Annotated in this window: 2 protein-coding genes; both read left to right on the forward strand. The window is 65.3% G+C overall.

What is annotated here, in order from left to right:
* Positions 1-11 precede the first annotated feature (11 nt).
* Entirely contained in the window at positions 12-10,694 is a 10,683-nt protein-coding gene (locus tag ACFW0H_RS27740; protein WP_422917066.1) for a peroxidase family protein, read from the forward strand.
* An 881-nt stretch (positions 10,695-11,575) separates the two neighbouring features.
* A complete protein-coding gene (locus ACFW0H_RS27745; protein WP_422917067.1) occupies positions 11,576-22,015 on the forward strand; it encodes a peroxidase family protein in 10,440 nt (3,479 codons plus the stop codon).
* The last annotated feature ends 464 nt before the right edge of the window (positions 22,016-22,479 follow it).

Below are 22,479 nucleotides of genomic sequence, written 5' to 3' on the forward strand. Positions count from 1 at the left end.
AGGAAACAGCAATGGCCAGTTTCATCAAGTCCGATCTCGACTTCATTCTCGAGCAAATCATCATTGCCGAGACGCACGCGTCCGGCGCGAGCCTGGTCGATCTGCTGCAGAACGTGGAAGTCCCCTTCGGCCTGCGTACCGTCTCCGGCATCTACAACAACCTTGCCAGCTCCCAGATCGGTTTCGGCTCCGCCGACACAGTCTTCCCGCGCCTGACCACGCCCGTGTTCAATACCGCGCAGGTGCGGCCGGCCGGCTTCTTCGGTCCCGCCGATCCCGGCGGCACCACGCCGACCTCCTATCTCCAGACCAGCGGGGCGGTCTTCGACGCGCAGCCGCGCATCATCAGCAACCTGATCGTCGACCAGACCCCCAACAACCCGGCGGCGGTCGCGGCCGCGGCGGCCAACCCCGATTCACAGCTCGTCACCACCCCCGGACTGGATGGCCTGTTCGGCACCGCCGACGACAAGCCGGTCTTCCAGATCCCCAACATCACTCCGGATGCGGGCCTGACCGTACCCTTCAACCAGTGGATGACCTTCTTCGGCCAGTTCTTCGACCATGGCCTGGACCTGGTCATCAAGGGCGGCAGCGGCACCGTGTTCATTCCGCTGCAACCGGACGATCCGCTGTTCGTGCCCGGCAGCTCGACCAACTTCATGGTGCTGACGCGGGCCACCAACCTGCCTGGTCCCGATGGCATCCTCGGCACCGCCGACGACATCCACGAGCAGAGCAACACCACCTCGCCCTTCGTCGACCAGAACCAGACCTACAGCTCGCACCCGTCGCACCAGGTGTTCCTGCGCGCCTATACCCTCAATGCCGCCGGCGACCCGGTGGCCACCGGCAAGCTGATCACCAACCGTGACCTTGGCGCCGACGGGCATTTCGGCACCGCCGACGATGTGGAGATCGGCGGCATGGCCACCTGGGCCGTGGTCAAGGCGCAGGCCCGCGACATCCTCGGGATCAACCTGACCGACGCCGATGTATTCGATGTGCCGCTGCTGGCCACTGACCTCTATGGCAACTTCATCAAAGGTCCGAACGGCTTCCCGCAAGTGGTGATGAAGGGCCCCGACGGCATCGCCGGCACGGCCGACGATGTGCTGGTGGAAGGCAACCCGCTGGCGCCGATCGACCTGACCAATGCCGTGCGCACCGGCCACCAGTTCCTCATCGACATCGCCCACAGCGCCGATCCCACCGGTGGGCTGGTGGCCGATGCCGACAACGTGATTGGCGACGACGGCGACCCCACGACCTTCGATAACGAGTTGCTGGATCGGCACTACATCGCCGGTGACGGCCGGGTCAACGAGAACATCGGCCTGACCACGGTGCACGCGATCTTCCACTCCGAGCACAACCGCCTGGTCGAGCAGACCAAGGCGACCGTGCTCGCTTCCGCCGACCTCGCTTTCCTGAACCAGTGGCTGATGCCTGACGCCCAGCTCACGGCACTGCCGGTGACACCGGCCGAAGTCGCGGCCTTGCAGTGGAACGGCGAGCGCCTGTTCCAGGCGGCCAAGTTCGGCACCGAGATGCAGTACCAGCACCTGGTGTTCGAGGAGTTCGCCCGCACCATCCAGCCGCAGGTGGACGTCTTCCTGGCGCCCATGGGCAACGACACCACGATCAACTCGGCGATCGTTGCCGAGTTCGCCCACACGGTGTTCCGCTTCGGCCACTCGATGCTGCTGGAGACGATCGATCGCTACGATCCGAACTTCAATGTGGTCGGTGACGGCAATCCGACTGACCCGGGCAATCAACAGACCGGCCTGATCGCGGCCTTCCTCAACCCGCTGGCCTTTGCTGACAGTGGACCCACTCCTGAAGAGGCGGCAGGCGCCATCGTCCGCGGGGTGACCCGCCAGGTCGGCAACGAGATCGACGAGTTCGTGACCGACGCGGTGCGCAACAACCTGGTCGGCCTGCCGCTCGACCTTGCGGCCCTCAACCTGACGCGGGGCCGCGACACCGGCATCCCGTCCCTGAACGCGGCGCGGCGCGAGTTCTACCACATGACCGGCGACAGCCAGCTGACCCCTTACACCAGCTGGGCTGATTTCGTGATGCACATGAAGCACCCGGAATCGCTGATCAACTTCATCGCCGCCTACGGCACCCACGACACCATCACCAGCGCTACGACCCTGGCGGACAAGCGCGCCGCCGCCGCCGCCATCGTCCTGGGTGGTGTCGGGGCGCCGGCGGATCGCCTCGACTTCCTGCAAAGCACCGGCGCCTGGGCCAGCACGGCCGGCGCGGACGGCATCCTGCACACGGCTGACGACGTCACCATCACCGGCCTGGACAACGTCGATTTCTGGATCGGTGGCCTGGCTGAAGAGAAGATGCCCTTCGGCGGCCTGCTGGGTTCCAGCTTCAACTTCGTCTTCGAGACCCAGTTGGAGAACCTGCAGAACGGCGATCGCTTCTACTACCTGGCGCGTACCGCGGGGCTCAACTTCGGCACCGAGCTGGAGAACAACTCCTTCTCCAACCTGGTGATGCTCAACAGCGACGCCACTCACCTGCCGGCCAACATCTTTCAGACACCGGCCTTGACCCTGGAAGTCGACCCGACCCTGCAGTTCAACCCGAGCGTGGTGGCCGGCCCCGACGGCATCGTCGGTACGGCCGACGATCTGCCTGCCAGTGCCGATCCCTTCGGCCCGTCGGACCACCCGATCGGCTCACCACGCGTCGATTTCATCACCCCGCTGGTGATCCGCGACAACCCCGACACCGTGGGGCCGGATACCAACTACCTGCACTACACCGGCGGCGATACGGTCGTGCTCGGCGGCACGGCGGGCAACGACATCATCATTGCCGGCGATTCGGATGACGACACCGTCTATGGCGATGCCGGCAACGACCGGCTCGATGGCGGCTACGGCAACGACAACCTGTTCGGCGGCGCCGGGGACGACATCATCACCGACATCGGCGGCGACGACACCATTCGTGGCGAGGACGGCAACGACGTCATCCAGGCCGGCAATTCGACCATCGCCGGCAATAACCTGGTGCTGGGTGGCGCCGGCAAGGACTTCATCATCACCACCGAAGACATCACGATGAGCTTCGGCGGCGCGGGTGACGATTTCATCCTCGGTGCCACGGTCAACCTCGCACCGACCGGCAACGAAGGCGATGACTGGATCGAAGGGGGGACCCAGGACGGCGCACCGGGCGACAACATGAGCCCGACCCTGACCGACGATGTTCCGGGCAACGACATCTTCGTCGGCAAGGGCGGTTTCGATGAAATGATCGGCGAGGGCGGCGACGACATTTCTGTCGGCAGCGATGCCCAGGACAAGTTCGACGGCATGTCCGGTTTCGACTGGACCACCTACAAGAACGACAAGTACGGCGTCACCGTCGACATGGTGGTGCCGTTCTTCAGTCCCTATCATCCGATGGTCAACGCGGACGACGCCATCGTGGGCGCATTCGCGCAATCGGCCGATGCCGTCTACGACCGTTTCGCGGAAGTGGAAGGGCTGTCCGGGTCGGCATTCGGCGACTTCCTGCGCGGCGATGAGCAGAACGCGGCGATCATCGCCAACATCACCGCCCGGGGCAGCATCCTCACCAACTTCGACCTCATCAGCGGGCTACGTGACCTGCTCGGCGAGGCGGCAGCCGGTCCGGACGGCATCCTGGGCACCGCAGATGACCAGTTCGGCGCGGGCAACATCATCCTGGGTGGCGATGGCAGCGACATCATCGAAGGCCGTGGCGGCAGCGACGTCATCGACGGCGACAAGTGGCTCAACGTGCGCATCAGCGTGCACCAGAACCTGGATGGCACCGGGCCTGAGATCGCCAGCTTCGACAGCATGGTGCCGCTGATCCCGCTCATGCTGAACGGCACCTTCAACCCTGGCCAACTCGTCGCGACGCGGGAGATCCTGCCGGGAGCGGGGGGCTTCGACACTGCCAACTTCCTCGGCCCGCTGGCGAACTACAGCATCGCGGTCAACGGCCTGGTGATCGACCCCACCGTGCCGCTGGATATCGGCGTCAATGACATCGTCACCGTGACCGACAATGTCGGCCAGGAAGAAACCGACCGCCTGACCCATATCGAACGGCTGCAGTTCTCCGATCAGGCCGTGGTCCTGGTGGCCGGGCAGAATGCCGAGCCGGTGGGGGCGCTGACCGTCAGCAACACCGCCCCGACCGTTGGCCAGACGTTGACCGCGTCGGCGGCGGCCATCCGTGATGGAGACAATGCAGGTGGCGTCATCCACAACTCCATCAGTTACGTGTGGCAGGTGGAAGCGGCGGCGGGCTCGGGCGTCTTCGAAGACATCATCGTCGGCCCGGGGCGCATCGGCGTCGGATTCGAGCGGGCGGATTCGCCGACCCTGGTCGTGACACCGGATCTGGCCGGCCTGGTGATTCGGGTCAAGGCGATCTATGTCGACGACCACGGCGTGGCCGAGCAGGTGTTCTCGGCACCCACCACGGCGGTTGCGGCCGGGGCTCCGGCTGCCGCGCCGGCACCGTCGCTGATCGATCCCCAGACCACGGCACCCAGTACCGGCGTGCATTACACGCAATCGGACCTCGCCTTCATCCTCGATCAGATCGTGATCGCGGAGCGCAACGCCGCGGGTGAGAACCTGCAGTCGCTGCTGCCGAACGTCCGGGTGCCTTATGGGCTGCGCACCGTAATGGGCACGGAAAACAACGTGCTCCAGTCCCAGACCGAGTTCGGCGCCGCCGATACGGTCTTCCCGCGCCTGACCACGCCGAATTTCAGAGCGGCTGACGCGGGCACCAGTTACACCCAGACCAGCGGCCTGGTGATCGATTCGCAGCCGCGCACCATCAGCAACCTGATCGTCGACCAGACCGCCAGCAACCCGGCAGCGGTCGCGGCCACCTTCGATCCTGGCCTGGACGGTATCCTCGGTACGGCTGACGACGTGTTGAAGGTCGGTGCTCAGGTGGTCACCGGAACCCGTACCGATGGCACGACGTTCCAGACCTTCTTCGATCCGAACCTGAGCCCCGATGCGGGCCTGACCGCGCCGTTCAACCAGTGGATGACCTTCTTCGGCCAGTTCTTCGACCATGGCCTGGACCTGGTGATCAAGGGGGGCAGTGGCACCGTGTTCATCCCGCTGCAGCCGGACGATCCACTGTTCGTACCGGGCAGCCCGACCAACTTCATGGTGCTGACGCGGGCGACCAATCTGCCTGGCCCGGACGGCGTGCTCGGCACGGCGGACGATATCCACGAGAACACCAACACCACCTCGCCCTTCGTCGACCAGAACCAGACCTACAGCTCCCATCCGTCGCACCAGGTGTTCCTGCGCGCCTATGTGCTCAACGCTGCGGGCGATCCGGTGGCCACCGGCAAGCTGATCACCAACCGCGACCTGGGCGCCGACGGTGTGTTCGGCACCGCGGATGACGTGGAGATCGGCGGCATGGCCACCTGGAAGGTGGTCAAGGCGCAGGCCCATGACATCCTCGGCATCAACCTGACCGATGCCGACTTCAACAATGTGCCGCTGCTGGCCACCGACGCCTACGGCAATTTCATCAAGGGCCCGAACGGTTTCCCGCAGGTGGTGATGGTGGGGCCGGATGGCATTGCCGGGACCGCTGACGACGTGCTGGTGGAAGGCAATCCGCTGGCGCCGGTCGACCTGACCAATGCCGTGCGCACCGGTCATGCCTTCCTCAACGACATCGCCCACACCGCCGTTCCGATCGATGAGCAGACCGGCGCCGCGCTGCTGCCCGATGCCGACACGGTTGCCGGCGGAACGCCTGCGCCGGGCTTCTACGACGACGAGCTGCTGGACGCGCACTACATCGCCGGTGACGGTCGGGTCAACGAGAACATCGGCCTGACCACCGTCCACTCGATCTTCCACCACGAGCACAACCGCCTGGTCGACCACACCAAGGAGGTGTTGCTGGCGACTGCGGCAAGCGGTGACCTGTCGTTCCTGAACGAGTGGCTGCTGACGCCTGTCACGACCCTTCCAGCCGATACCTCGACCCTCGACTGGAATGGCGAGCGGCTGTTCCAGGCGGCCAAGTTCGGCACCGAGATGCAGTACCAGCACCTGGTGTTCGAGGAGTTCGCGCGGACCATCCAGCCGATGGTCGATCCGTTCTTCGCGCCGACCCAGGTCTATGACGTCAACCTCGATCCGTCGATCGTCGCCGAGTTCGCGCACACGGTGTATCGCTTCGGGCACTCGATGCTGCTGGAGCAGGTCGACCGTCTGGACCCGAACTTCGCCTCGAGCGACATCGGGCTGATCCAGGCCTTCCTCAATCCGCTGGAGTTCGCCGCCAGCGGTCCCACTCCGGAAGAAGCGGCCGGTGCCATCGTGCGCGGGGTGACCCGTCAGGTGGGCAACGAGATCGATGAGTTCGTCACCGAGGCCTTGCGCAACAACCTGCTCGGACTGCCACTGGACCTGGCCTCCATCAACCTGGCGCGCGGCCGCGATACCGGCATCCCGTCGCTGAACGCTGCCCGGCGGGAGTTCTATAGCGCCACCGGCGATGCGGAGCTCAAGCCGTACTCGAGCTGGGCGGATTTCGTGCAGCACATGAAGCACCCGGAATCGCTGATCAACTTCATTGCCGCCTATGGCACGCACGACACCATCACCAGCGCCACGACCCTGGCGGACAAGCGTGCCGCGGCCGCAGCCATCGTGTTGGGTGGCGCCACGGCGCCAGCGGATCGCGTGGACTTCCTGAACAGCAGTGGGGCCTGGGTCAGCAATGCCGGCGCGGACGGCGTCCTGCACACGGCAGACGACGTCACCATCACCGGGCTGGATAGCGTCGATTTCTGGATCGGCGGGTTGGCCGAGGAGAAGATGCCTTTCGGCGGCATGCTGGGCTCGACCTTCAACTTCGTGTTCGAGAACCAGATGGAGAAACTCCAGAACGGCGACCGCTTCTACTATCTGGAGCGCACCGCCTCGATGGACTTTGGCGCGGAACTGGAGAACAACACCTTCGCCAACCTGGTCATGACCAACACCGATGCCACGCACCTTCCGGCACGGGTGTTCCTGACGCCGGCCTACATCCTCGAGGTCGACCAGGTGCACCAGTACAACCCGAGCGTGGTGGCCGGCCCCGACGGCATTGTCGGCACGGCCGACGACCTGCCCGTCACCGCCGACCCCTTCGGCCCGTCGAACCATCCGATCGGCTCGCCGCGCAGTGACTTCCTCACGCCGCTGGTGATCCGCGACAACCCGGCCACACCGGGCCCGGATACCAACTACCTGCACTACACCGGAGCCGATACGGTGGTACTCGGCGGCACGGCGGGCAACGACATCCTGATTGCCGGCGACTCGGACGACGACACGGTGTATGGCGATGGCGGCAACGACCGGATCGATGGCGGCTACGGCAACGACCAGCTGTTTGGCGGTACCGGCGACGACATCATCACCGACATCGGCGGCGACGACGTCATCCATGGCGAAGACGGCAACGACGTCATCCAGGCCGGCAATGGCCTCAACCTGATCCTCGGCCAGGCCGGCCAGGACTTCATCATCACCGGTGAGGACTCGGCCGACTCCAGCGGTGGCCTGGGCAACGACTTCATCCTCGGCAGCAAGGCGAACGAGTTTGCCAAGGGCGGGGAAGGAGACGACTGGATCCAGGGCGGTTCCGCCGATGGCGTCGCCGGCGACAACTTCGACGCGTTCGGCAACGACCCGATCAACGGCAACGACGTGTTCATGGGCGATGGCGGACCGGATAACTTCGACGGCGAAGGCGGCGATGACATCATGATCGGCAGCCCCAGCGAGGCGGACCGCTTCATCGGCTTCTCCGGCTACGACTGGGCGACCTACAAGGACGATCCGACCGGCGTGACCATCGGCCTCAACTCCAGGCTGCGCTTCTTCGATCAACCGCAGGTACCTGGCTCCAACGCGTCGATCCTGGCGCGGTTGGACCTGGTGGAAGGGCTGTCGGGATCGGCACACGGCGACTTCCTCAGCGGCGATGACTCGACCGCGGCGTTGCTCGCGGTCGCCGGCGCCAAGGGCAGCGTGCTGACCAACTTCGACCTGATCGATGGCCTGCGGGCGTTCGTCGGCGCCGCCGGTGCCGGGCCGGACGGCCTGCTGGGCACCGCGGACGATCGGTTCGATGGCGGCAACATCATCCTCGGCGGCGACGGCAGCGACATCCTCGAAGGCCGTGGCGGCGACGATCTGATCGACGGCGACAAGTGGCTCAACGTGCGTATCAGCGTGCGTCAGAACATCGATGGCACCGGGCCGGAAATCGCCAGCTTCGACAGCATGACGCCGCTGATTCCGCTGATGCTGAACGGCACCTATAACCCCGGCCAGCTGCAGATCGTCCGCGAAATCCTCACGGCGACCGCTCCCGCCTTCGACACGGCGCTGTATTCCGGCAACTTCGCCGATTACACGGTCCTCCGGAACGCCGATGGCACCGTGACGGTCACCGACACAGTGGCGGGCCGGGACGGGATCGACACCCTCAGCAACATCGAGCGGCTGCAGTTCGCCGACCAGGCGATCGTGCTCGGCGGAAGCAACTCGGCACCCGCCGGTTCGCTGCGGATCGACGATCCGACGCCAGCCGTCGGCCAGTTGCTGACGGTCTCGGCCGCCGATGTGACCGATGCCGACAACACCGCGACCGGCGGCGCCATCGTCGGGCCCATCAGTTACTTCTGGCAGTTCGAAGCGCGTCCGGGCTCGGGCGTCTTCGAAGACATCACCTTCTTCGCGGCCGGCGAGGTCGCGCGGGCGGAAGGCACGACCGCCATCGTCGGTTCGGAGCTCAGGGTGGCGCCGCCGGCGACCCTCATCGGCGCAGCGCCGGTAACCCCGGAGCTCGTCGTGGCGACCGGGCTGTCCCTGCGCGTGAGGGCGGTCTACCGGGACCAGAACGGTGTGCTGGAAGAGGTGTTCTCGGCGCCGACGGCACCGATTGCGCCGGCCGGAACCGGCACGGTCAACGTGCTGCCGGTGGGCACGGTACTGATCAGCGATACGACGCCGAATATCGGTGAACTGCTCACCGCCACCAATGCGTTCACCGACGCCAACGGGCTCGCCGGCGTAGTGTTCAACTACCAATGGCAAGCGGGGACCGGCGCGATCTTCACCGACATTGCCGGCGCGACCGCTGCAACCTTCACGCCGACCTTTGCCGAGGACGGTCAGCAACTGCGCGTGGTGGTGAGCTACACGGACAACGGCAATACGCTCGAGTCGGTCACCTCCGCGGCGACATCGGCGGCGACCAACCTGATTGTCGGCACCCCCCTGGACGATGTGCTCAGCGGTACGGCGTTCGTCGACGAGATACTCGGGCTTGCCGGTAACGACATCCTGCTGGGAGGCGGCGGGGCCGATGTCATGACCGGTAGCGTCGGCGACGACATCTACGAGGTCACCGACGCCGGCGACCAGGTGAATGAACTGGCCGGTGAAGGCCATGACACGGTGTCGACCTCCCTGGCCAGCTACACCCTGGGCGCCAATGTCGAGGGGCTGTTCTATGGCGGCAGCGGCGATTTCAGCGGAATCGGCAACGCGCTGGACAACGTGCTGGCAGGTGGCGCCGGGAACGATGTGCTGATCGGCGGCGCCGGAGCGGACGCCATGGCCGGCGGGCTGGGGGATGACATCTACGAAGTCACCGAAGCCGGAGACGAGGTGATCGAATCGGCCGGGGCCGGCCATGACACGGTGTCGACCTCGCTGGCCAGCTACATCCTCGGTGCCAATGTCGAGGGGCTGTTCTACGGCGGCAGCGGCGACTTCGCCGGATTCGGCAACAGCCTCGACAACGTCATGGTCGGTGGCGCGGGGAACGACGTGCTGATCGGCAATGGCGGGGCCGACGTGATGGCCGGCGGTCAGGGCAACGACATCTACGAGGTCACCGAGGCCGGGGATACGGTGCTGGAACTCGCCGGCGCCGGCCACGACACGATATCGACCTCCCTGGCGAACTTCATCCTGGGCGCCAACGTCGAGGGGCTGTTCTATGGCGGCATCGGCAACTTCACCGGCATCGGCAACAGCCTCGACAACGTCATCGTCGCTGGCGCGGGGAATGACGTGCTGATCGGCAATGGCGGTGCCGACACCATGGCCGGCGGGTCGGGCAACGATGTCTACGAAGTCACCGAGGCCGGGGATGCGGTGCTGGAACTCGCCGGAGCCGGCCATGACGCGGTGTCGACCTCGCTGTCGGTCTACGCGTTGGGGGCCAACGTCGAAGACCTGTTCTACGGCGGTTCCGGCAACCTCAACCTGGCCTTCGGCAACGCCCTGGACAACACCATCGTCGGCGGCGCCGGGCAGGATGGCCTTATCGGGGGCGGCGGCAACGACTTCCTGGTCGGAGGCGCCGGCAGCGATATCTTCGTCTTCGGCGCCGGCTTCGGCCACGACCTGATCGCCGACTTCGACGCCAACCCGGCGGGCGGCCAGGACCTGCTGAACATCGAGAACCTGGGGATCACCGCGGCCAACTTCGCGGCCAACGTGACCATCGCGGCGGTGGATGCCGGCACCCAGGTCACCATCGGCGCCGACAGCATCACCCTGGTGGGCGTTGCCGATGCCAGCAGCGTGACCCAGGCGGACTTCATCCTGGCGGGCTGAGGACCGTCCGGCGCACCGTGGCGCAATCTGGCGGGGTGGGGCAGGGATGCTCCACCCCGTTTTCATTTGAACGTGGGACCTGGCCAGAAGTAGTCAGGCTTTGCCGGGTACGACTCACGTCGTTTCGATGGAACGACGGAGCTGACCTGGTTCCGTGCCGCACTTCTGGTGCTGGTTTATTGGCGCGCAAGCCCGCCGGAGCGGATTTGCGCTAGCAAGAAAGATGCCTCCAATTTTCTCGAATTTGCCATTTGAGTTAACGGTTGTATTCCGCTGATAAGTGGGGACTCACGAATTTGACCGCTCTGGGACGGGCGTTTCAGCGTTGGGGAGAAGAGCGTGCCAAGACATGGTGAAAGAGTGTTACGGCATGCTGAATCCGACTTACGGTTTCTGTTTTTTTGAGTTCCCATTTGAATTCAAGCACTTGTAACATTTTTACATTTGGAAATACATGCTGACGATAAATTGACAGTATTTGGGCCCGCATCTTAAGTCAGCTTGTGCATGAACCGGGCTGTCTTCTGGCTCGCGGCAGCGTTGAGGGACGTCGCCGTGGTCGCCGGTCCAGAGTGCTAGGGAGAACGTCTTCATGAGCATTGCGTCCACTTCGCGCGGTGGCCCTGTCGGCCCATCCGGCTGTGCCTTCGCCCGGGTCCACTTCCACGGCCCGCCTTCCGCCTGAGTAACGACCACCGCCTTCCGTGCGGGGCTGAAAGGGACAAATCACGCTAGTCGGAACTGAGCGTCTACCAAGGCTTGGCGGGTTCGGCCGCGACTGCGATTTGCCCGGCTTCATCGCTTTCCTTCGAAAACGTGGAATCGCACCCGCGAGGGCGTGGTTCGGCCTGACTTATTGCTGTCGGATTGAGGAACACAACATGGCGAACTTCATCAAGTCTGACCTTGAATTCATCCTCCAACAGATCCTCATCGCTGAAGCCCATGCAAGGGGCGAGGATCTGTCGACGCTGCTGCCCAACTCGCAGGTGCCCTGGGGCCTGCGGACGCTCGATGGCTCCTTCAACCACCTGGTGTCGGGACAGACCGAGTTCGGCGCGGCGGACAATCTGTTTCCGCGCCTGCTCGATCCGTTCTTCCGCACGGCAGAGGGCGGCACTTCCTACACGCAGACCAGCGGCATCGTGACCGACTCGCAGCCGAGGATCATCAGCAACCTGATCGTCGACCAGACCCCCAACAACCCGGCGGCGGTGGATGCCAGCGGCGGCTCAACCCCCATCTTCAGCCCCGGGCTGGATGGCGTATTCGGTACCGCCGATGACAAACCGGTGTTCTTCATCCCCAACACCGCCCCGGATGTGGGCCTCTCCGCACCCTTCAACACCTGGTTCACCTTCTTTGGCCAGTTCTTCGACCATGGCCTGGACCTGGTGACCAAGGGTGGCAGCGGCACCATCTTCATTCCCTTGCAGTCGGGCGATCCGCTGTTCAATCCGAACAGCCCGCAGACCAACTTCCTGGTCCTCACCCGGGCCACCAACCAGCCGGGGCCGGATGGCCTCCTGGGTACCCCGGATGACATCCACGAGCACACCAATACCACCTCGCCCTTCGTCGACCAGAACCAGACCTACAGCTCGCACCCCTCGCACCAGGTGTTCCTGCGTGCCTACGTCGCGACCCCTGACGGCCCGATGGCGACCGGCAAGCTGATCACCAACCGCAACCTGGTGGATGGCGAGTTCGGCAACGGCAACGACCAGGACCTCGGCGGCATGGCCACCTGGGCGGTGGTCAAGGCCCAGGCCCGCGACCTGCTCGGCATCAACCTCACCGATGCCGATGTGGGCAACATCCCGCTGCTGGCCACCGATGCCTACGGCAATTTCATGAGGGGCGAAAACGGCTTCCCGCAAGTGGTGATGAACGATGGCGCCGGCGGCACCATCCTGGTGGAGGGCGACCCGACGGCCAATGGCGGCCAGGGCATCAGCCTGGCCAATGCCGTGCGCACCGGTCATGCCTTCCTCGATGACATTGCCCACAGCGCCAACCCCTTCAACAGCCAGACCGGCGCATTCCTGACGCCCGATGCCGACGGCGCGGCCGGGGTAGACGACGGCAACCCGCTGACCTACGACAACGAACTGCTGGAAGCCCACTTCATCGCCGGTGATGGACGGGTCAACGAGAACATCGGCCTGACCGCCGTGCACCACGTGTTCCACTCGGAGCACAACCGCCTGGTGGATCACACCAAGGAGGTGGTCCTGGCGTCCAACGACGTGGCCTTCCTCAACCAGTGGCTGCTGACGCCGGTGGCCGCGGTGCCGACCACCCCCGGCGCCATCGCCGCCCTGGACTGGAACGGCGAGCGGCTGTTCCAGGCCGCCAAGTTCGGCACCGAGATGCAGTACCAGCACCTGGTGTTCGAGGAGTTCGCCCGCAAGGTGCAGCCCGCGGTTGACGCATTCCTCGCGCCCAACGGTTTCGACGGCACCATCGACCCGTCGATCGTCGCCGAGTTCGCCCATACGGTGTACCGCTTCGGTCACTCGATGCTGACCGAGACCATCGACCGTCTGAACCCCGACTTCGTCAACAGCGAGATCGGCCTGATCGCGGCGTTCCTCAACCCGCTGGCGTTCGATGCCAACGGCACGCTCTCGGCCGACGCGGCGGCCGGCGCCATCGTCCGTGGCACCACCCGTCAGCAGGGCAACGAGATCGACGAGTTCGTCACCGAGGCCCTGCGCAACAACCTGCTCGGCCTGCCGATGGACCTGGCGACCATCAACATCGCCCGGGGCCGCGACGCCGGCATTCCGTCACTGAACGCCGCGCGCCGCGAGTTCTACCAGATGACCGGCGACAGCCAGCTGCGGCCCTACGCCAGTTGGGTCGACTTCATGGACCACCTCAAGCATGAGGCCTCGCTGATCAACTTCATTGCGGCCTATGGCACCCATGGGACGATCACCAGCGCCACCACAGTCGCCGCCAAGCGTGCGGCGGCCACGGCGATCGTACTCGGTGGCGTCGGTGCGCCGGAGGACCGCCTGGCCTTCCTGCAGAGCACCGGTAACTGGGCCAGTGACATCAATGGCGTGACCACCACCGGCCTCGATAATGTGGACTTCTGGATCGGTGGCCTGGCCGAACAGCAGATGCCTTTCGGTGGCCTGCTCGGCTCCACCTTCAACTTCGTCTTCGAGACCCAGTTGGAGGCGCTGCAGAACGGCGACCGCTTCTATTACCTGGGTCGCCTGGCAGGGCTGAACTTCCTTACCGAGATGGAGAACAACTCCTTCGCCAAGCTGGTGATGGAGAACACCGATGTCACCCGCCTGCCGGCGGATATCTTCTCCACCCCGGCCTTCATACTCGAGGTCGACCAGACCCAGCAGTTCAATGCCGGCGTGGTGAACAACCCTGGTGCGGATGGCATCCTCGGCGACGACCCGGCTACTCCTCTGGTGGACGAGAGCCTGGACGATATCGCGACCCCCAACGAAGACCCGCTGGGCGACAACCCGCTGCTGGCGTTGGTGATCCGCGACAACCCGGAAACCGACGGACCGGACACCAACTACCTGCGCTACACGGGTGTTGACCACGTGGTACTGGGCGGCACGGCCGGAGCTGACATCATGATCGCCAGCATCGGCGACGACACCCTCTGGGGTGACGCCGGTAATGACCGGTTGGAAGGTGGCGACGGCGTCGACAACCTGGATGGCGGCGCGGGCGACGACATCATCACCGACTGGGGCGGCGACGATAACATCAAGGGCGGCGACGGCAACGACGTCATCCACGGCGGCAATGGCCTCAACCTGATCCTCGGCGGCGCCGGCAGCGACTTCATCGTCACCGGCGAGGACATTTCGGAAACCTTCGGCGGGCCCGGCAACGACTTCATCTACGGCGCCAAGACCAACCTGCAGACCGCGGGCAACGAAGGCGACGACTGGATCGAGATCGGCACCCAGGACGGCGCCCCCGGCGACAACTTCTCGCCCTTTGCCCAGGACGAGGTGGCCGGCAATGACGTGTTCGTTGGCGGTGGCGGTTTCGACGAGGTGATAGGGGAGGGTGGCGACGACATCATGGTCGGCTCCGAGGGTTCCGACCACTTCGACGGCATGTCCGGCTTCGACTGGGCCACCTACCGGGGCGATCCGCGTGGCGTCAGCGTCGACCTGATCGTCAATGACCTGGTGGAACCGCCGGTACCGGCCTCCAATGCCGGCCTGCTGGACCGCTTCGCCGAGGTGGAGGGCCTGTCCGGCTCGGCCTTCGGCGACATCCTCAAGGGTGACAACTCCGACGCCACCACCATCCCCACCGACGGCCAACTGGGCAGCACCCTGACCAACATCGCCCTGATCAGCGGGTTGCAGGCACTGCTGGACCAAGCCTTCGGCCCGGGCCAGGTGTCCTTCAGTGCCGGCAACATCCTGCTCGGCGGCAGCGGCAGCGACATCATCGAAGGGCGCGGCGGCGATGACCTGATCGACGGCGACCGCTGGCTGAACGTGCGGGTACAGGTGACCGGCAACGCGAACGTCACCAGCGTGCTCAGCATCCAGGAACTGATCCCACGCATGATCTCGGGCGAGATCAACCCGAGCCAGCTGAGCATCGTCCGCGAGATTCTCGATGACGACGACAGCCTGGATACCGCGGTGTTCGCCGGTCCGCTCGCCAACTACACCATCAGCACCGTGGGTGGCGTCACCACGGTGACCGACAACGTCGGCACCGAGGGCACTGACACGCTGCTCAATATCGAGCGCCTGCAGTTCTCCAACCAGACCCTGGTGTTCTCCGGCGGCGCCTTCGTCCCCGCCAACCAGGCTCCGGGGCTCGACAACAGCCTGCCGGTAGGGCTGGTGAGCATACTGGATGCGAACTCCAACTCCGCTGATACCACGCCGTCGGTTGGCCAGTTGCTGAGGGCCTCCGTGGCGGGCGTTACCGATGCGGATATCGCGGGTGGCTCGCTGAACGGCCGGCCGGTGAGCTTCGTCTGGCAGGTCGAGCGAATTGCCAACTCGAACATCTTCGAGGACATCGTCACCGAGGGCGGCGACGTCCCGGCCACCGCCGGACGCGGCACCTTCCGCGTCAGCGCCGACCTGGACGGCCTGAGGATTCGCGCCAAGGCCGTCTACCAGGACGGCGACGGGGTGATGGAAACGGCCTTCTCCGCCGCCACCGCCGGAGTGGCCGGCGTGGTGGTGCCGGTGACGCCGACGGTGCCGACCGAGAGCCCGACCACGCCCATCAACGGCGGGGTGCACCTGATCCGCGGGGACCTGCAGTTCATCCTCGACCAGATCAAGATCGCCGAGCGTCATGCCGCCGGCGAGAACCTGCTGGACATCCTGCCCAACTCCCGCGGGGCCTTCGGCCTGCGCACGGTGGACGGCACCTTCAACAACCTGGTACCGGGGCAGGAGGAGTTCGGCGCGGCCGACAATCCGTTCCCGCGCTCGCTGGATCAGTTCTTCCGCGATGACCAGGATGGCGACCAGTTCGACAGCAACGGACCAGCCGATGGTGGCCTGATCACCAACACCAACTACGCCACCAGCGGCCCCGGTGCCAACGTGGTGGACGCCGATCCGCGCATCATCTCCAACCTGGTGGTGGATCAGACCATCACCAACCCGGCGGCGGTGCAGGCCTTCGTCGCTGCCGGCCTGGGTACCCTGGATGTCAACGGGGTGCTGCTCGACCTGAACGGCGTGGCGATTCCGCCGGGACAGCCGCTGTTCATCCCCAACACCGCGCCGGATGAAGGCCTGTCGGCCGGCTTCAACTCCTGGTTCACCCTGTTCGGCCAGTTCTTCGACCATGGCCTGGACCTGGTGAACAAGGGGGGCAATGGAATTGTCTTCGTGCCCCTGCAGGACGACGACCCGCTGGTGGCCGGGGCCGACCGCCAGTTCGGTACCCTCGACGACCTGCCGGTGGAGCAGCGCTTCATGCTCCTGAGCCGTGCCACCAATACCCTGGTGCAGGCAGGCGCCGACACTGTGCTGGGCACCTCGGACGACGTGCATCTGCACAACAACCAGACCACGCCCTTCGTCGACCAGAACCAGACCTATACCTCGCACCCGTCGCACCAGGTGTTCCTGCGCGAGTACGAGCTGAATGACGCCGGTGACCCGGTCGCCACCGGGCGGATGCTCGATGGTGCCACCGGTGGCCTGCCCACCTGGGCGGAGGTCAAGGCCCAGGCCCTGATGCTCGGCATCGTCCTGACCGATGCCGATGTCACCAACCTGCCGATGATCCGCACCGACGCCTATGGCAAGTTCATCCCCGGCGCCAACGGCTTTGCCCAGTTCGTCACCGCCACCGGCTTCGTCGAGGGTACGGCGGGCGGACTGGCAGTGCCGGCCAACGTGGTGCGCACCAACCATGCGTTCCTCGATGATATCGCCCACAGCGCCAACCCGCGCAGTTCGACCGGGGCTCTGTTGTCAGCCGATACGGACAATGCCGTGGGCCTGTCGAACGGCGAGGGGGTGTCGACTACTGGCTTCTATGACGATGAGCTGCTCAACGCGCACTTCATCACCGGCGACGGCCGCGGCAACGAGAACATCGGCCTGACCGCCGTGCACCATGTGTTCCACTCGGAGCACAACCGCATGGTCGATCACATCATGGATGTGGTGATGGCCAGCAACGATCCGGCCTTCATCGCCGAATGGCACCTGCCGGATGGCAGCTGGGATGGCGAGCGGCTGTTCCAGGCCGCGCGCTTCACCACCGAGATGCAGTACCAGCACCTGGTGTTCGAAGAGTTCGCCCGCAAGATACAGCCGCAGGTGGACATCTTCTTTGCGCCGACCCAGGTCTACGACACCAACATCAACCCGGCCATCGTCGCGGAGTTTGCCCACGTGGTGTACCGCTTCGGCCATTCGATGCTGACCGAGACCGTCGACCGCTTCGACCCGGCCTTCGCCAACGACAGTTCCATGGGGCTGATCAGCGCCTTCCTCAACCCGCTGGCGTTCAACCAACTGAGCAATGGCGCGGGGGGAACGGTCGCGGTCACCGCCGACGAGGCGGCGGGCGCCATTGTCCGTGGCATGACCCGGCAGACGGCCAACGAGATCGACGAGTTCGTCACCGAGGCCCTGCGCAACAACCTGCTGGGCTTGCCGCTGGACCTGCCGACCATCAACCTGACCCGTGGCCGCGACACCGGCGTGCCCTCGCTGAATGCGGCGCGCCAGGAGTTCTTCAACGCCACCGGCGACACCCAGCTCAAGCCGTACACCAGCTGGCTGGATTTCGCCACCAACCTGAAGCACCAGGAATCGGTGGTGAACTTCATCGCCGCCTACGGCACCCACACCACTGTCACCAGCGCCACCACCCTGGCCGACAAGCGCGCCGCGGCCTTCGCCCTGGTCTTCGGCGGGGACGGGGCGCCGGCCGATCGTCTGGCCTTCCTCAATGGTCCTGCCGCCACGACCGGTGTCAATGACATCGACCTGTGGATCGGTGGCCTCGCCGAGCGGCAGATGCCCTTCGGCGGCCTGCTGGGGTCGACCTTCAACTTCGTCTTCGAGACGCAGATGGAGAAACTCCAGGACGGCGACCGCTTCTATTACCTGGAGCGCACCGCCGGCCTGAACTTCCTCACCGAACTGGAGAACAACTCCTTCGCCAAGCTGGTGATGGCCAACACCGATGCGGTGCATTTGCCGGGGGATATCTTCTCCACCCCGGCCTTCACCCTCGAAGTGAACCAGGCGCTGCAGCATACCGGCCTGAATGAGGCCGGAGTGGATGGTGTCCAGGGCTCCCCCGATGATGAGGTGGGCGCCGACGGCATCGCCAACAACTCCGATCCGCTGGGTACCAACCCGCTGTTGCCGCTGGTGGAGCGCGGCCCCGGCCTGCTGCTGTATCGCGGCGCGGACCATGTGGTGCTGGGTGGCAGCGCCGGTAGCGACACCCTGGTCTCCAGCGAAGGCGACGACACCCTGCATGGTGATGGCGGCAATGACCGTCTGGAAGGCGGCGACGGCAACGACATGCTGTTCGGCGGCGACGGCGACGACATCATCACCGACCGGGGTGGCGACGATAACATCCAGGGCGGCGAGGGTAACGACGTGCTGCATGGCGGCAACGGCATCAACCTGATGATCGGTGGCTTCGGCAACGACTTCATTATCACCATCGAAGACGAGTCCGAGATCTTCGGCGGCGTCGGCAACGACTTCCTGCTGGCCGGCCGGGCGAACGAATTCACCTTCGGCAACGAAGGCGACGACTGGATCCAGCAGGGCATGGCGGACGGCGCCGCGGGCGACAACTTCGACGCCTTCGCCAGCGATCCGATCATCGGCCACGACGTCTTCTACGGTGAGTTCGGCATCATCGACCGGATGGACGGCGAAGGCGGCGACGACATCATGATGGGCAATGGCGGGGAGGGGGATCGCTTCGTCGGGATGTCGGGCTTCGATTGGGCGGTGCACCGCGACGATCCGGCCGGGGTCAACGTCGATATGCGGCTGCGCGCGTTCAATGAGGCGGTCATCGGGCCATCGGCGGCTTCGGTGCTGGCCCGCTACGTGTCCACGGAAGGCCTCTCCGGCTCCAGGCACAGCGATATGCTGCGCGGCGATGACGCCACCTCCGTGGAAATCGCCACCCACGGTGGAGCCACCGGCAGCGCGCTGACCAACTTCGACCTGATCAGCAGTCTGCGGTCGTTCGTCGGCTCCGCCGGCGCCGGCGGGGACGGCACCCTGGGCACTGCCGACGACAGTTTCGGCGCCGGCAACATCATCCTCGGCGGCAGTGGCAGCGACCTGCTCACCGGTGGTGGCGGCGACGACCTGATCGATGGCGACAAGTGGCTGAATGCCCGTATCAGCATTCGCGACAGCGCCGGAGCGGAGATCGGTACCGCCGACCACCTGACCGGGGTGATCACCAACAAGTTGGGTGCCCTGGCGGGTACCGCGGCGAACCTGACGCTGGCGCAAGCGGCGGTGTCCGGGCTGGTCAACCCGGGACAGCTGGTGATAGTCCGCGAGATCCTGGGCAGCACCGGATTCAACTACGACACCGCGGTATTCACCGGCAACTTCGACGACTACACGATCGAGATCAACAACAACAACACCACCCTGGACTTCTCGGATGACGTGATCACCGTCACCGACACCGTGGACGGCCGCGACGGTGTGGACCGCCTGACCGGAATCGAGCGAATGCAATTCGCCGACCAGGCGATCCCGCTGGTGCCCGGCGGGAACAATGGCCCGGTCGGTCTGGCGACCATCAGCGACACGACGCCCGAGTTGGGTACCCTGCTGCGCGCCTCCATCGCCGGGGTGACCGATCCCGACAACCTGGGCGCCCCCATCACCGGGGCGGTGGCCTACTACTGGCAAGTGCTTGATGGCGACGGCACCTTCGTCGACATCGAAACGCTGAATGCCGGCGGTGACAACGACGTGGTCTCCGGTCCGACCTTCCGGGTGACGCCGGACCTGGTCGGCTCCGTCCTGCGGCTGAAGGCGATCTACAAGGACCTGCGCGGCGTGCTGGAAACCGTGTTCTCGGCGCCCACTGCCGCGGTCTCGGCTACCCAGGCCAACGATGCTCCAAGCGGTACCCTGTCGATCAGCGATACCTCGCCATCCCGCGGCCAGGTGCTGACGGCGAACAACGCCATTATCGATCCGGATGGCACCGTCAACTCGACCTTCAGCTTCCGCTGGCAGTCCTCGAGCGATGGCGGGGCGACCTTCACCAACATCGCCGGCGCGACCTCGGTGAGTTTCACCCCGGGCGATGAGGAGGTAGGCCGGCAGCTGCGGGTGGTGGCGACCTTCACCGACGACGGCGGCACTACCGAGACCGTCACTTCCGCCGCCACCGGGTTGGTGGGCATGTTCGTCAACGGTACCGACGCTGATGAAACCCTGGTGGGAAGCGTCGGTTCCGACCTGCTCAACGGCAATGGCGGTAGCGACCTGCTGATTGGCGGGATGGAAGACGACACCCTCAATGGCGGTGCCGGCAACGACATCCTGCTGGGCGGTGGCGGGGTCGACACCATGACCGGTGGCCTCGGCAACGACATCTACGAGATCACCGAGGCGAGTGACGTGGTGACCGAACTGGCAGGTGAGGGCCATGACACGGTGTCGACCTCGCTGAGCAGCTTCACCCTGGCCGACAACTTCGAAGGCCTGTTCTACGGCGGCAGCGGCGACTTCAACGGTACCGGCAACGCCGCGGACAACGTGCTGGTGGGCAACGGCGGCAACGACGTGCTGAACGGTGCCGGCGGCAACGACACCATGGCCGGCGGCGCGGGCAACGACACCTATGCCGTGGCCGAGGCGGGCGACCTGGTGATCGAACTGCCCGGTGGTGGCGTGGACACGGTGCAGACCTCGCTGGCCAGCTACGTGCTCGGCGCCAACCTCGAGAACCTGACCTACGTCGGCACGGGCGACTTCAGCGGTATCGGCAACGCGCTGGCCAACGTGATGATTGGCGGCAGCGGCAATGACCTGCTGATCGGTGGCGGCGGCGCCGACACCATGAGCGGCGGCCTGGGCGACGATATCTACGAAGTGACCGACGCTGGGGATGGGGTGAACGAACTGGCCGGCGAGGGTCATGACACGGTGTCGACCTCGCTGAACAGCTACACCCTGGGTGCCAACCTCGAAGGGCTGTTCTTCGGCGGTAGCGGCAACTTCACCGGTATCGGCAACGAGCTCGAGAACGCCATCGTCGGCGGTGCGGGGAACGACACGCTGATCGGCAAAGGTGGGGCGGACGTGATGGCCGGCGGCCAGGGCAACGACATCTACGAAGTCACCGAGTTCGGCGACATCGTGCTCGAACTCGCTGGCGCCGGCACCGACTCGGTGTCGACCTCGCTGTCGGTGTACGAGCTGGGGGCGAACCTCGAAGGGCTGTTCTTCGGCGGTGCCGGCAACTTCGACCTGGGCATGGGCAACGCCCTGAACAACACCATCGTCGGTGGTGCGGGCCAGGATGCCCTGTTCGGCTTGGGTGGCAATGACTACCTGGTCGGCGGCGCCGGCAATGACATCTTCGTCTTCGGTGCAGGTTTCGGCCAGGACACCATTGCCGACTTCACCATCGGCCAGGACCGGCTGAACATCGAGAACCTGGGGATCACCGCGGCCAACTTCGTGGGCAATGTGAGCATCGCCGCCGTGGCGGCCGGCACCCAGGTCACCATCGGTGCCAACAGCATCACCCTGGTAGGCGTCGCCGATGCCAACAGCGTGACCCAGGCGGACTTCATCATGGCGAGCTGAGGACTCGCCGTCCGCAGTAACGGAAAAAGGGGTGAAGTGCCTGGCACTTCACCCCTTTCTTTTGGTTCTTCACGGATTTCCGGGGGGAGATGAAAGACACGCCGGATTGGCAATCTGGTGTGAGGGACTTAGGGTCTGGAGCCTTGTTCATTGCCGAGCGAGCTTCGGGTTACTGTTTCGCCCTCCCGGGCGACTCCCTTTTGCAGTCGCCCAAAAGGAAGCAAAACGCTTGCCCCTGCATCCGGGTCCGGCTGCGCCGGACTTCCCTCGCTCCATCATTGCTCCGGGGGCCCGGCGTGAGGGGCCATCCATGGCCCCGCACGCCTCTCGCGGCATCCATGCCGCTCGTCCCCCTGCGCAACGATTCCGCTCGGCCTCCTGACGGGGCGCAGCCGCCGCCCCACCGCTTTTGCTTGGTTTCAGGCTGGTACGGGCTTCAGGAGGGTCTTGCCGCTGCCGGCGCG

The sequence above is a fragment of the Metapseudomonas cellulosilytica genome (assembly GCF_049334135.1).
GTDB lineage: Bacteria > Pseudomonadota > Gammaproteobacteria > Pseudomonadales > Pseudomonadaceae > Metapseudomonas.